A 12,988-nucleotide genomic window follows, 5' to 3' on the forward strand; every position below is an offset into this window, starting at 1 on the left:
TAACTGACGCAGAAGCGGAAAGGTTCCGGTGTAGATGAGAATGATCAGACGGACAGAGCGTCCCTGATCAGGGAGGCGGATTCGGCGGCGGCGATTTCGGACCGTTCAAATTTCTCGGTCCCGTTCATGAGGTCATCCAGACGAAGGCGTGCACGGGAGACGCGGCTTTTGACCGTGCCGACCTTCACGCCGAGGATGTCGGCTGCTTCTTCATAGGAAAAGCCGCTGGCACCGATCAGGATAAGGGCTTCACGCTGGTCGTCCGGAAGAACCTGAAGGGCGCTCAGGAAATCCTTCAGTTCCAGATGGCCTGCCTGTTGCGGTTTGCTTTCCAGGCTGGCTGCGTGTTCACCGTCAGGGTCGGCGACCTCGCGCTGCATCTTCCGGCCAACGGAATAATACTGGTTACGGAGAATGGTAATCAGCCAGGCGGTGAGGTTGGTACCTTCGGTGAACTTGTCTTTGTTGGCGATCGCCTTTGCCAGAGTTTCCTGGACCAGATCGTCCGCACGGTCGCGGTCACCACTGATCGATCTGGCAAAGGCGCGCAATCGCGGTATGGCGTCGACCAGATCCTGCTTGAACTTTGCGACGTTCATTCGGCGGCCTCCTCGTCAGAGCCTCTGTCGTCCAAGGCGGACAGCAGGTCCATCATGTCATCCGGTATGTCTTCCGATAGGGCCTCGTCGTAAACCTTCTTGAGCTGGTTGCCGATCCAGTCTTCTTTGGACTTGGCTCCGGCGGCCGGTGTTATTACACCAAATCCGGCGTTGGGCCGACTTGGGTTAAGCTTGCTTGCCATGGCAGATTCCCGATATTTGCGTCTTCGAAGATAGGCTGATTTGCGACGTAAACGCGGCGCCAAAAAAAAAGTTCCTCGAGTATGGAACTTTTTTTTGCCGAATGCATTTCCGACTTATGGGTGCGCTTGATGCGGGCCCGTCGACCGCTTTCAGACGGCAACTATTGAGGAACTAATTTATGTCCGTGAGCCTTTCGGAAGAAATCGCGCCGCTCCTGCCGTATCTGCGTAGATATGCAAGAGCACTGGCGGGAAGTCAGAAAAGTGGCGATGCCTATGTCAGGGCCTGCCTGCAGGCGCTGGTGGCAGATCAGACCATTATCGATACATCTCATGGCGTGAAAATCGGTCTGTACCGGCTTTTCCATGTCCTTTGGAACGCGAGCGTCGTTCCGCCCATCGCGAATGACGGGACGGTTTCCATCTTCGAGCAGACTGCTCAGCAGCGGCTGGCGACCATGGCGGCCGAAAGCCGGCAAACCCTGTTGCTGTCCACACTGGAAGGGTTTTCGCTTCCCGAAACCGCCCTCATCATCGAGCGTAGCGAAAATGAAGTGACCCAGCTCGTCCAGGATGCGATCGCGGAAATTGACAGGCAGACCAAGACGGATGTGCTGATCATCGAGGACGAACCGCTTATTTCCATGGATCTCATCCAGATCGTGGAGTCTCTCGGCCATGGCGTTACCAGCGTTGCCCGGACAGCGAGCGATGCCATCGCAGCGGCCAAGGCGCAGGCCCCGGGTCTTGTGCTTGCCGATATCCAGCTTGCCGACGGATCGTCCGGCATCGATGCGGTCAAGGATATCCTTGCTGAAATGTCCGTTCCGGTTATCTTCATTACGTCGTTCCCCGAGCGTCTTCTGACAGGCGAACGGCCGGAGCCGACGTTCCTTATCACCAAGCCGTTCAATCCGAATACGGTGAAGGCGGGGATCAGCCAGGCGCTGTTCTTCAAAGGGGCGGAAGAGGTGGCCGCTGCCTGAGGGCAGCGCTGCGCGATGAGCACGGGGGGCGTGTTCCACTGCTTTCGTTCTTCGAGAGCGAAGCAAGATGCCGTTTTCGGCGTCTGCCCTTCAGTGCGCGATAACGACAGATCCCGTAGCGGGAGGAAGAGGCGGGCACTGCCCGCCTTCTTCCATCAGTGCCGCGAGATCCAGGTATCGATTTCCCGCTCGGCTTCTTCACGGGTCTTGCCGTATTTCTGCTGGATCAGACCTGCAAGTTCGGTCCGTTTGCCGGCAACACGATCCACATCATCGTCGGTCAGCCTGCCCCACTGGGTGATGGCCTTGCCTTTGAATTCTTTCCAGTTTCCTTCAATCCGGTCCCAATTCATCGGTCGTTTTCTCCTTGTCTTTCTGACATCTGGAAAACGGTTCCTGAGGTCAAAGGTTCCGAATGAATTGCGGTTGCTTCCAGTTTCGAATGTTTGCTGGCGCACCGGCGCGGGAGCGGCTTTTCCGATGCGGGACGGCCGCGAAAGTTTACATGCCCGGATGACGGAGCAAATTCGAAATGTCTGAAATCGTGTCCTATCTGTTTGGTGCGGCCTCCTTCATGCCGCATGGATACTGCCTGCTCTGGCGTCCGGATCTCGTGGTGATTCATGCGATCTCCGATGCCCTGATTGCGCTGGCCTATATTGCCATTCCCGTGATGATCTTCGCGTTTCTGCGCAAGCGTCCGGACATTCAAGGTAATTCCCGCAAGATCGGTTACCTGTTCATCGCCTTCATTCTGGCGTGTGCGCTGACCCATCTGACAGCCCTGGTAACGCTTTGGTGGCCGATCTACGGTGCACAGGGTCTGATCAAGCTGGTAACAGCCCTTGTCTCTGTGGCAACTGCAGTGGTTGTCTGGCGGGTCCGGCCGATGCTGCTGGCCATTCCCTCGCTCAAGGATCTGGAGCGGGCCAATGATGTTCTGAAGGCTGAAAATCTCCAGCTTTCCGACAAGGTCGGCAGATCGCGGCGGGAGATAAGGCGGATCAACGAGCGGTTCGAGACCGCGTTGACCGGATCCAACATCTCCGTTTTCACCCAGGACAAAGATCTGCGCTACACGTGGATCCACAATCCGCGGTTCGGCAAGGAAGCCGATGACGTCATCGGGTGTACAGATCAGGATCTGCTGCCGGAAGAGACCGCGGCGGAACTGGAGCCGGTCAAGCGCCAGGTGCTGGAAACCGGCGAGACGGCATCTACCTTCTTCGCGCTCGACAGTGAAGAAACGGGAACTATTTCGCTGGACCTGATCGTCCATCCGACACGTGACAGCAGCGGCAACATAGACGGTGTGCTGTGTACGGCCATCGATATGACCGAGAAGAACCTCTATGAGATCCGTCTCGCCTCGCTGGCAAGTCAGCTCGCGGAGGCGAACCGGCGTTTCGAAAAGGCGCTCGACGGCTCGCTTACAACTGTGTTCGAACAGGACCTGGACCTGAAATATATTCATGTCGTCAATCCGTCGCCCGGTTTCAAACCGGATTTCTTCATCGGCAAAAGCGATGATGAGCTGTTTCCGGAAGAAGATCAGCTGAAACTCATTCCGGTTAAGAAGAAGGTCCTCGAGACAGGCGAAAGCGCCGTCATCGAATTCGACATGGACATGAACGGGGTCAATCGCAGCTACAACATGCGCATGGAGCCTTCGCGCGACAAGGAAGGTCGGACCACCGGCCTGATCGGCATCTCCATCGACCTGACCCACAAGCGGGAAAACGAACGCCAGATGCATCTCGTCATGCGGGAACTGACGCATCGCTCCAAGAACCTGCTTGCAGTCATTCAGGCCATGGCACGCCAGACAGCGGCGCGTTCGGACAACACCGAGGATTTTGTCGAAAGTTTTGCCGCACGGCTCCAGGCGATGGCGGCCAGTCATGATCTTCTGGTGTCGCAGTCCTGGTACGGCGCTGACCTGAAAGAACTCGTGCTGGCGCATCTGGCGCAATCGATCGACCCGGGGAGTCCCCAGATCGAGATTGAGGGCGATCCGCATTCGATTACGGCGGATGCCGCCCAGAACCTTGGTCTTGCACTGCATGAGCTGACGACCAATGCCGCCAAATATGGCGCCTTGTCAGTGCTCGGGGGGAAACTGTCGGTGTCGTGGACGACCGTAGACGGAAGGATCAGGCTGGTCTGGAAGGAACGTGGCGGTCCGGAAGTTGTGCCGCCAAGGCGCAACGGTTTCGGGCGAATGCTGCTGGAACGTTTGGTGGGGCCGGCGCTCGACGGCGACGTCAACATCGACTTCGCTCCCGAAGGCGTGAGTTGCGTCATCGAGTTTCCTGTCAGGAAGACAACTTCTTAGGCGCCCATGCCGTTTACTGCAGGCAGGGCCGGGAGAGGTGCTTTATGTCCTGCGACGACGAAGCTTTATCACCCTTTGCCGAGCGAAGTCTTTTCGCGGCGAAGCGCCTTCAGGGCCTCGTCGATTTCTTCGATCAGTTCGGCTGGAGACCGGCCGTCCCGAGAGATTGCCCGAGGTGCCTTGCGCAGGCTGGCCCGCCAGGCCAGCAAGGCTGTCCGCTTTTGCTCATTCGACAGGTGCCGGTCTTCCAGGACGCTTGCAGGCGTCCGGAACCCGGCAAATCGTTTCGATACGCTGATCATGGTATCACACGGTTGAAACTGAGTTGGTGCATACGCCAAAGGCCGCCTGCCGTCTTGCGGCAGACGGACCTTTGTCGTCTTGCAAGTTACCCGGGATGCGGGTGAGGAACGGTCATTCGGTAATGACGGCCCTCAGCATCCAGGCTGCCTTGTCGTGGAACGTGATGCGCTGGGTCAGAAGATCCTCCGTCACCGGGTCGCTATTGTCGCCGGCGTAGGCTGCCATGTCGCGCATTTCGGCAGCGATCATTTCATGACTGCGAACCAGATCCTCGATCATTTCGAAGGCATTGGGCATGCCGCCGGCCGGCAGGCTGACGGTCAGGTTCAATTTGCCTTCGTCGACATTCACCGGCGCCCGGTGTCCAAGGGCACGAATGCGCTCGGCAAGGTCGTCTGTCGCGGCAAAGAGATTTTCATAGTGCTCTTCGGTGAGGTCATGGATCGACTTGAACAGCGGTCCAACGACGTTCCAGTGATAAAGGTGCGATTTCACCGTGAGCATGTAGGTTTCGGCCAGAATGACCGAGAGATGCTTCGCCAGTTGTTCGCGCACCTCGGCAGAAACACCCGTCTTGATCGGGTCGACCTTCGGAGTTTCGATGTTCAGAACCTGAGACGTCGACATAGTTCTTCCTTTCGTGCTTTCGATTGGCGATCGATGTGTCCGGGTGTTCTGCTGACAAGAGCGTGGCCCGGACGTTCGATAGGAAAAGTCTTCAGCTCGTCCTCAGTTCCATGTTTTTGAAAATATTTCGATTTTTGACAGTATGGAAAATGTGATCTGAAATTATTTCAAGAATAGCATTTGTAATTTTTATAGGTCTGAACTTCCGGGCGGCATAGTTCATTTTTATCACGTCGTTATAAAGTTCTCTATCCAGTCCTTTCATCGAAAAGATATTGGAACGATCCTGCGCGAGACGGCGTTTTTCATTTGAGGTTGTTTTCGAAAACAGCGGAACAGCAAATGAAAGGACACGGCATGGCTTCCAAAACCAGCTCCAGCATCAAGAAGGAAGACACCTACGACGCCCTGCGCGACAAGGGCTACGGCAAGGAAAAGTCGGCGAGAATTGCCAATGCGCAGGCAAGCGACCACCAAGCGCCGTCGCGCAAGGGTGGCAAGGCCGCACCTTATGAAACCTGGACCAGGGATGCGCTTTATGAACGGGCACAGGAGCTCGACATCAGCGGCAGGTCCTCAATGAACAAATCCGATCTGATCGAGGCCTTGCGCGGCTGACGGGCAGCCGTGAAGACGCCGCTGCAACAATTCATGCTTTGTTGTCTGGAACCAAATGAGCGCAAGGCCGTTTACAAGCCAGACCGCGCAATTTGGTTCAGCGCGGTGTCGAAGTGTCCGAATTCCGGGCTTGATCCCATTCACGCGATGCGTGTCGCCCGTCATCAGGGCCTCACGCGATTGAAAACAGGAGCGACAAGATGGCAACTGCGAAGACTGCCACGGCATCGACCGCCAATCCTGCCAATGACACCGTTAGCGCTCGTGAGATCGAGGAAAACATCGAACGCATTCGCGGCGATATTGCCTCTCTCGCCGGCTCCTTGAAGAAGTACGGCGCGGGCAAGACGGATGAATACAAGACCAAGGCCGCCGAAGCAGGGCAGGATCTGACCAAATTGTCCCAGGACGCCCTGAGCGATCTGTCTGCTGAACTGCAGAATTACGAACGCGCCTTCGTTGCTGAAGTGCGCCGTCGCCCGCTGCAGTCGATCGGCATAGCCGCCGGTGTCGGCTTCCTGATCGCAGCGCTGGTGCGCCGCTGATGCTCCTGCGCGCCCTACCGCTGGCCTTCGGGGCTGTTTCGCGAGACTTCAATGGCATGGTTCATCGTGCCAAGCGCAATGCCGTGTTGGGCGGCATTGCGGCAGTCTGTTTCGCGACAGCCTATGTGGCCGGCGTGGTGGCAGCCGGCGCCTTTCTGGCGCCGGTGTTCGGCCCTGCGATGGCGGCTTTGCTGATTGCCGTCTTCATGGCCGTGACGGGACTGGTCTTCGTGGCGGTGCTCAGCTTCTTGAAGCACAAGGACCGAAGACGCAAGGCGCATAGTCAGGCCGCGCAGCGACTGGGCCTGGCCGCTGCCATTTCCGTTCTGCCACAGCTCACAAAATCAAAAGGCCTGATGATCACCGCCGCTTTGGGCGGTCTGGCCTTTCTGGCAGCGCAGGCACGAGGTGACGAAGAGCGCGGCTAACCCATTGCCGCGCCTTCTTGCCGGCCACCGGAGCAAACAGTGATGACAGCGCAGCCAGACCGACCCGCAGTAACAGGACTTGTTCCCCCCGTAACAGTGGGCGAGGCTGTCAGATCGGACCCGGTTGTCCGCTACTCGGCAGCCATCCTGTGTGGCATCGTGGTGATTGCTTCCCTAGATCTTGCCCAAGTGTTTTTCGCACCGGTTTTCCTGTCGGTGGTTGTCGGCACGATCTTCGGACTTCCCATGGAAAGATTGTCTCGCCTGGGCGTGCCGAGCTGGCTCTCGGCAGGGGGGATGGTGCTCGTCTTTATCGCGCTGATCCTGACCGCCGGGGCGGCTTTCGTCGTACCGCTGTCGGACTGGCTCGACAGGCTTCCGCTCATCTGGTCACGGCTGCAGGCGCAGCTGGTCAGTTGGCAGGGGTTCTTTTCGTCTGTCGCGAGCCTGCAGGAAGACCTTCGCAGTGCCATGGGCCAGAAGGGCGGCATGCAGGTGAGTGTCGACGACAATTCCGCGGTAGAAAGCGTTTTCTATTTCGCACCGGCCTTCATGGCCCAGGTGGTCCTGTTCCTGGCAAGTCTCTATTTCTTTCTGCTGACACGCCCGCATCTGCGCAGGGCTGCGCTCCAGTTGTCTCCCGACAGTGAAGGCAGGCGCTGCATCGTGACCGCGTTTCGGACGATCGAAGCGCGCCTTTCCACCTATCTCATCTCCATCAGCGTCATCAACGCGGGGCTCGGCGTGGCCGTGGCGCTGACCATGTGGCTGCTCGATGTTCCCTCGCCGCTGTTGTGGGGAATGCTGGCCGGCGTCTTGAACTACGTCGTCTATCTGGGGCCGGCGATCATGGTCCTGGTGATGAGCGGTATCGGACTTGCGACGGGGTACACTCCTGTGGAGATCCTGACGCCGCCGCTGGCCTATCTGGTTCTCAACCTGATCGAAGCGCAGTTCGTCACACCAACCGTTCTCGGCCGGACGATGACGCTGAACCCCTTTGCGGTTTTCCTGGCAATTGCCTTCTGGATCTGGCTGTGGGGACCGATCGGCGGATTCATAGCCGTGCCGTTGCTGCTGGTTGTCGTCAGTGTGCTGGAGATCATCAACAACACAGCTCAGTCCGAAGAGCCCGGGCGTTCCGAACCTGAGCCCGAGGCCGGCGCATCTCACTGACAATTGCAATCCTGCGAACCCGCGGACATGACAAAGGCCACCCGTGCCGGCGTTCCAATGCCCGCGGGTTCAACGTTGTCGCGAGTTTCTTCTTTCAGGAGCGGATGGAAGGTGGCACCCAGGCTGCAATTGTCCGACGCCGTGGGTGAGGGTGGCACCTGTTCCAGGTTCCATCAGGTGATACGGACAATTTGTCAGTTGCCAAAATGCTTGCCGGGTGGGGCCCTTCCAGCGGGGTCGTGTGTCGTTCGCCACGGATCAAGGCAAAATAAAAGCCGCCTGGGAAAGGCGGCTTTTCAACGATTGTGCGTCATGAACTCTTTACTCGGAATTGAATGCCAGCATGCCGTGGGAGATCGGCCAGCCGGTACAGGTGGTTACGCGCGTGCCGGAGACGCAGCGCATCGGGCGGCCATGCACGTCGGCAAGCTCAACCTTCAGGTCGCCTTTGGGAGCGGCCTTCTGTTCAACTTCTACCGGTGCGGGCGTGTTGCTGTTGTGAGCGGTTTCCGCACCCGCTTCATTGGTGAAAAGGGGTTCTGCCACAATCAGGCTGGAAGCCAGAAGGGCGGCAATGGCGATTGCCGTAGGGGCGTTGGTCGGAATTCGTTTGCGATGCGTGAACATGGTGTCTACCTCCGCCTAGTAAACTCCCGAGTTAAGAAAAGGTTTCACGTTTGTTTGCGACAACAGAAGAGGCTGACATCAAAGTGGAAAATCAATCGACCCGATAACTTATGTTAATGCGGGGCATTTGATTTCGTGTCATCGTGCAGATGGTCAACAGTCTGACGATGAGAACCCTCGTGACAACGGAAACCCACATCACCGCGCCAGTGCCGCGCGGCCCTGCCTTGGTTGTCGAAGACAACCCGATCATCGCTCTCGATACGCAGATGATGCTGGAAGAGCTCGGGTTCTCGCCGGTACAGACGCTCGCAAATCTTGCGGAAGCGGCGGAAACACTGGCAGCTCAGCTGTTCAGCTTTGCCATTCTGGATGTGAAGATCGGCGACGATACCAGCCTGGCTTTCGCCAGCCAGCTGCTGGAAAAGGGGACGAAGTTCATCTTCGCCAGCGGTTACAGCGATCTCGACCCGCTGCCCACGGCGTTCGAGGGGCAGGTGGTCCTGAGCAAGCCCTACACAAAAGCCCAGATCGGCGCCCTGATCTGACGCGCTCGTTTTCGCTGGAAGATGCCTTTCAAGCAAACGTGAAGATGTCGGCCGCCGCTCAGATGAGCGGGCGGCACTCATCGGCCATGCTCTCGTATGAGGCGAGTTTTTCCAGAGCATCCCTGTCCAGGATCCGGATCCGATCCTTCGCCCAGCTGATCAGCCTCTTTTCCTGAAGCTTGCGGAGCGTACGGCTGGTGTGAACCGGTGTGATGCCAAGCGCATCTGACAGGTGACTTTGGGAAAACGGTGCATCCAGCGCCTGATTGCTCGCATAGCCGATGGTCTCTGCGCGGTCGTAAAGATGCAGGATGAGATAGGCGAGCCGTTCCAAGGCAGAACGTTGACCGAGGCTGATTATGTGCCCGTCCAGGATCTGTTCCTCACGCGCTGCGATCCAGGTCATTGAAAAGGCCAGGCTCGGGTAGTCCTTGAAGATCGACCAGACCCTGTCGCGCTGAAAGACGCACAAGGTAGTGTCGGTAAGGGCGGTAACCGTGTGCTGCATCTCGTTCAGGACGGCAAGCTGAAGGCCGACAAGATCGCCCGGAAGGGCAAAGTTCAATACCTGCCTTCGGCCGTCCGCCAGGGCCTTGTGCCGAAAGGCCCAGCCATCCAGAATGGTGTAAAGATGCGGGCTCTTGTTTTCTTCCTGAACAATGGTTGCTCCGGCTTCGACCGTCAGTTCACCGGTCTTGAAATCCGAAATGAAGTCCAGTTCCTTGTCTTCCAGCGAGCGGAAAACGGATTTCCGTCTCAGGGGGCAGGTTTGGCAATTTGTTTGAAACGGGACTGTTTCGGTCATTCAAATGGCATCTCCATTGGCAATCCATCAAAACGCCTAGAACTGCTGCTGGTTCCCATTTGAGGCAGAAGGACAGGGGAAAGCAAGTCCGTCCGATGCCGGACGCGAATGCTTCGTGCAAAAGAAAGACCTACAACGGCTGACAATTGATTGCGGAAACGCAAAAGCCGGGCGTTCCGGCGGGCTACATGCCGAAAGGGATGAAGCCGTACGGACCTTGCAACTGTCCGCACGGCGGGTCTTGTGACTGTCTAGGGCCGCAGGATGGTGTAGCCGTCTTCGTCCAGCTCCATCAGAGTGACGGCACCAGCGGGAACGACTTCGACACCTTCCAGAAACTCGATGTCCTTGCCTTCCTTCCTGGCCATGGCCTGGCGGGTGTTGTCGCAGGCCTCGAAGGCGACATTCGGCATGCTTTCCACGAAGGATTTCATGCGGTCCGAAACGGGAGACGTATCCGCCCGGAACATGTGCAGGCCCGCATTGAAGGCAACAATCTTGATATCGGCCTCCTCGCCGATTTCAGAGTAGTGGCGCGCCACATTGGACGCGACGTTCAAGACGGTGTTCATCTTCTGCGGATCATTGTCGCTGATCTGCAGGGCAAGTTTGTGAATGCCGTCGCCTGCCAATACGGCAGAGCCAAGCATCAGCAGGGCCGAAGTTGCCACTGCCAGTCGTGAAAACATTCCCATCGTTTCCTCCTCCTAACGCCGCAGGATATCCTGCGGCGGCCTTGCGCGGGCGGCCTTTCTTTCACGGGCCGTTGCCGCAAAACGATGTCAGTCGACGCCTCCCATGCCGGAGGCCTCGTCGTCGTCGACAGATCCCGGGGTCACGTCGAGAATACGGGCGCGCATGGTGATCTCGACCGCGCTGTCCTTGCAGTCGCTCATGCAGGGTTCGGCCTTGGCTGCATAATGCGGCTCTTCGGCGCGATCGTCAGCGATGAAGTTTTTCTCGTTGGGAAGACGGATCTCCAGGAAGTTGTCTTTCGACAATTCGAAGTCCTCGTCCTCGACGATGTCGTTCAGGTAAAGGAGATAGGCCGTCAGCGCGTAAACGTCGTCATCCGACAGGGAACGGGCGTTGCCGTAGGGCATGGCGCGGCGGACATAGTCGTAGACCGTGGACAGATACGGCCAGTAGGAGCCGATGGTCTTTTCCGGGCGTTCCTCGGTCAGGGTGTCCTGGCCACCGGCCAGAACCGGCCAGCGGCCGACGCCTTCGCCAAAATCGCCGTGACAGACGGCGCAGTTGTCCGTGAACAGCACTTCCCCATCGGCCACCGTACCGGAGCCTTCCGGCAAGCCGCTGCCGTCGGGGCGTACGTCGATGTCCCAGGCGGCGACCTCGTCGTCCGTCGCCACGCGGCCAAGACCGAAGATGCCGCCTTCACGGACTTCGGACACTGGTATGGCTGGAGCCTCCGCTGCCGTGTCGGCGCTGGCCGTTTCCGTTTCAGTGGCCGCAGGTTCTGCGGCGCCCTGCTGGTCGGCGGGAGCAGCAGCACTGGAGAAGGTGGCCAGATAGGCAATCACGTTGTCCAGGTCTTCCTGCTTCTTCAGACCGGCAAAGGCCATCTTGGTGCCTTTGACCATGTCCTTGGGCTTGGTCAGATAGGTCGTCAGTGTTGCCTCGTCCCAGACGAGCCCGCCACCACCGGCCTCGATCATCGCCTTGGAATACTTGTAGTCCTCAAGCGATCCTGCGGTACGGCCGAAAATCTCGTTCAGTTCCGGACCGACCTTGTTCTTTGCGCCTTCCCCGACCGCGTGGCAGGCAGCGCATTTCTTGAAGACCTTCTCACCTTTTTCGGCATCCCCCGCATGGGCTGTCGCGGCAAGCAGGGGCAGGGTGGCGACCAGGGTTCCAAGGCTGAGGGCTTTAAGAAACTTCGACATTTTCCACCATTCCGTCTGCTTTGACATACCAGGTCTGGATGCCGTTGTTGTGGTAGATCGAGTTTTCGCCGCGGGCGGCACGCAGCTCGTTCTTGGTCGGCTGGAAGAAGCCGTGCTCGTCCATCGCGCGGGACTGGATCAGCATGTCCGAGCCGTCCCAGTCGATGTCCAGGTAGAAGCGGTGCATGGCTTTCGACAGGCTCGGGCCGTCGAGGCGGGCGGTTTTCCAGTTCCGGCCGCCATCAAGCGACACATCCACCTGCTTGATCCGTCCGTTGCCGGACCAGGCGACACCGGAGATGACCATCGGTCCCTTGCCGTGGGTGATCGGGGCCTGCGGGCTCGGTGACGTGATGACAGACTTGGGATCCATCACCCAGGTGAAGCGGCGGGCCTTGCCGTTCTCCAGAAGGTCCGTGTATTTGGACGTTTCCTCGCGCTGGTGCCAGGGTTCGTCGCCGACTTCGATCCGGCGCAGCCATTTCACCCACATGTTGCCTTCCCAGCCGGGCACGACCAGGCGCAGCGGATAACCCTGTTCGGGACGCAGAGCCTCACCGTTCATCTTGAAGGCGACCAGGCAGTCGTCGAGGGCCTTTTCCATCGGGATGGACCGGGTCATGGCCGAGGCATCGGCGCCTTCCGGCATCACCCATTTGGCATTGGTCTTCAGGCCTGCCTCTTCCAGGATCAGTTTCAGCGGCACGCCGGTGTACATCACGCAGTGAACCATGCCGTGGGTGTACTGACAGCCGTTGAGCTGGGAGCCACGCCACTCCATGCCGGAGTTGGCGGCACATTCCAGGAAGTAGACCCGGTTCTCACGCGGGAAGCGCTTCAGGTCTTCCATGGTGAAGACGAGGGGGCTGTCGACCAGACCGTTGATCATCAACCGATGATCTGCAGGATTGATGTCGGCAATGCCGCCGTGGTGGCGCTCGAAACACAGGCCATTGGGCGTGATGATGCCGTCCAGCTCGTGCAGCGGTGTGAAGTTCACCGAACTCTCGGTGGAGGCCGTTAGCCACTCCACGTCGCGGCGGACCACATGGGCCTCGTATTCCGACGGCGTGCCATAAGGGCGCGCCTGCACACCGTCACCGAGGTATCGGTTCCAGTCCTGTATCTCGGTGATCAATGGATCGCCGGCCGCGCGCGCGGCACCTGCCGTGCCTGCAACGGCGCCTGCGGCGAAGCCTGCTTTCAAGAGGGAACGCCTGGAAAGACTCGGCGTCTTGGAGTTGGTTTTGTCAGTCATGATCGTGTCCTCAGGATCTCTGAAGA

The 12,988-nt window shown here is 58.4% G+C and carries 17 protein-coding genes; 7 read left to right on the forward strand and 10 right to left on the reverse strand.

Going from position 1 to position 12,988, the window contains the following annotated elements:
* Positions 1 to 44: 44 nt before the first annotated feature.
* A complete protein-coding gene (locus ACP90_RS06400) occupies positions 45 to 599 on the reverse strand; it encodes a sigma-70 family RNA polymerase sigma factor (RefSeq protein ID WP_023003209.1) in 555 nt (184 codons plus the stop codon).
* A complete protein-coding gene (locus ACP90_RS06405) occupies positions 596 to 802 on the reverse strand; it encodes a NepR family anti-sigma factor (RefSeq protein ID WP_023003210.1) in 207 nt (68 codons plus the stop codon). Before ACP90_RS06405 ends, ACP90_RS06400 begins: the two co-directional genes overlap by 4 nt.
* 185 nt (positions 803 to 987) lie before the next feature.
* Here ACP90_RS06405 and ACP90_RS06410 point away from each other — a divergent pair, with 185 nt between their 5' ends.
* Positions 988 to 1,788 (forward strand): response regulator, encoded by an 801-nt coding sequence (locus ACP90_RS06410; protein ID WP_035908044.1) that lies wholly within the window; start codon positions 988 to 990, stop codon positions 1,786 to 1,788.
* Between the two features lie 155 nt (positions 1,789 to 1,943).
* Here ACP90_RS06410 and ACP90_RS06415 read toward each other — a convergent pair whose 3' ends face one another.
* The gene (locus ACP90_RS06415) at positions 1,944 to 2,141 is read right to left on the reverse strand and encodes a CsbD family protein (protein ID WP_023003212.1); all 198 of its coding nucleotides are present in this window, start codon (positions 2,139 to 2,141) and stop codon (positions 1,944 to 1,946) included.
* A gap of 179 nt (positions 2,142 to 2,320) precedes the next feature.
* Here ACP90_RS06415 and ACP90_RS06420 point away from each other — a divergent pair, with 179 nt between their 5' ends.
* Entirely contained in the window at positions 2,321 to 4,123 is a 1,803-nt protein-coding gene (locus ACP90_RS06420; protein ID WP_062487417.1) for a PAS domain-containing protein, read from the forward strand.
* Between the two features lie 68 nt (positions 4,124 to 4,191).
* Here ACP90_RS06420 and ACP90_RS06425 read toward each other — a convergent pair whose 3' ends face one another.
* Both ACP90_RS06425 and ACP90_RS06430 read right to left on the reverse strand, forming a co-directional pair.
* Positions 4,192 to 4,425 (reverse strand): hypothetical protein, encoded by a 234-nt coding sequence (locus ACP90_RS06425; RefSeq protein WP_062487420.1) that lies wholly within the window; start codon positions 4,423 to 4,425, stop codon positions 4,192 to 4,194.
* A gap of 112 nt (positions 4,426 to 4,537) precedes the next feature.
* Positions 4,538 to 5,053 carry a DNA starvation/stationary phase protection protein gene (locus ACP90_RS06430; RefSeq protein WP_055656126.1) on the reverse strand — a complete coding sequence of 172 codons (516 nt, stop codon included), beginning with the start codon at positions 5,051 to 5,053 and terminating at the stop codon, positions 4,538 to 4,540.
* Positions 5,054 to 5,410: 357 nt separating this feature from the next.
* Here ACP90_RS06430 and ACP90_RS06435 point away from each other — a divergent pair, with 357 nt between their 5' ends.
* The 4 genes from ACP90_RS06435 (at position 5,411) to ACP90_RS06450 (ending at position 7,820) form a co-directional block, all read left to right on the forward strand.
* Entirely contained in the window at positions 5,411 to 5,671 is a 261-nt protein-coding gene (locus ACP90_RS06435; protein ID WP_062491420.1) for a Rho termination factor N-terminal domain-containing protein, read from the forward strand.
* A 200-nt stretch (positions 5,672 to 5,871) separates the two neighbouring features.
* Entirely contained in the window at positions 5,872 to 6,216 is a 345-nt protein-coding gene (locus ACP90_RS06440; RefSeq protein ID WP_023003218.1) for a DUF883 family protein, read from the forward strand.
* On the forward strand, positions 6,216 to 6,644 hold the full coding sequence (locus ACP90_RS06445; protein WP_023003219.1) for a hypothetical protein: 429 nt from the start codon (positions 6,216 to 6,218) through the stop codon (positions 6,642 to 6,644). Before ACP90_RS06440 ends, ACP90_RS06445 begins: the two co-directional genes overlap by 1 nt.
* Positions 6,645 to 6,686: 42 nt before the next feature.
* A complete protein-coding gene (locus tag ACP90_RS06450; RefSeq protein ID WP_062487421.1) occupies positions 6,687 to 7,820 on the forward strand; it encodes an AI-2E family transporter in 1,134 nt (377 codons plus the stop codon).
* Positions 7,821 to 8,141: 321 nt separating this feature from the next.
* Here the strand turns inward: ACP90_RS06450 and ACP90_RS06455 are convergent, their stop codons facing one another.
* Positions 8,142 to 8,447, reverse strand: coding sequence for a hypothetical protein (locus tag ACP90_RS06455; RefSeq protein WP_062487423.1), 306 nt, complete (start codon positions 8,445 to 8,447; stop codon positions 8,142 to 8,144).
* 179 nt (positions 8,448 to 8,626) lie between these two features.
* Between ACP90_RS06455 and ACP90_RS06460 the strand changes: the two genes are divergently transcribed.
* Complete coding sequence (locus ACP90_RS06460; protein ID WP_208993476.1) at positions 8,627 to 8,995, forward strand: response regulator; 369 nt, start codon at positions 8,627 to 8,629, stop codon at positions 8,993 to 8,995.
* A gap of 58 nt (positions 8,996 to 9,053) precedes the next feature.
* On the opposite strand, the gene ACP90_RS06465 is transcribed toward ACP90_RS06460, so the two are convergent.
* From ACP90_RS06465 to soxC, 4 genes are all read right to left on the reverse strand, one after another.
* A complete protein-coding gene (locus ACP90_RS06465; protein ID WP_062487424.1) occupies positions 9,054 to 9,800 on the reverse strand; it encodes a Crp/Fnr family transcriptional regulator in 747 nt (248 codons plus the stop codon).
* Positions 9,801 to 10,051: 251 nt separating this feature from the next.
* The gene (locus ACP90_RS06470) at positions 10,052 to 10,495 is read right to left on the reverse strand and encodes a DsrE family protein (protein WP_286145741.1); all 444 of its coding nucleotides are present in this window, start codon (positions 10,493 to 10,495) and stop codon (positions 10,052 to 10,054) included.
* A gap of 87 nt (positions 10,496 to 10,582) precedes the next feature.
* A complete protein-coding gene (locus ACP90_RS06475) occupies positions 10,583 to 11,704 on the reverse strand; it encodes a c-type cytochrome (RefSeq protein ID WP_062487426.1) in 1,122 nt (373 codons plus the stop codon).
* On the reverse strand, positions 11,688 to 12,962 hold the full coding sequence (soxC, locus tag ACP90_RS06480) for a sulfite dehydrogenase (protein WP_062487428.1): 1,275 nt from the start codon (positions 12,960 to 12,962) through the stop codon (positions 11,688 to 11,690). The genes ACP90_RS06475 and soxC overlap by 17 nt, the downstream gene beginning before the upstream one ends.
* Between the last annotated feature and the right edge of the window lie 26 nt (positions 12,963 to 12,988).

The sequence above is a fragment of the Labrenzia sp. CP4 genome (assembly GCF_001579905.1).
Lineage (GTDB): Bacteria > Pseudomonadota > Alphaproteobacteria > Rhizobiales > Stappiaceae > Roseibium > Roseibium algicola.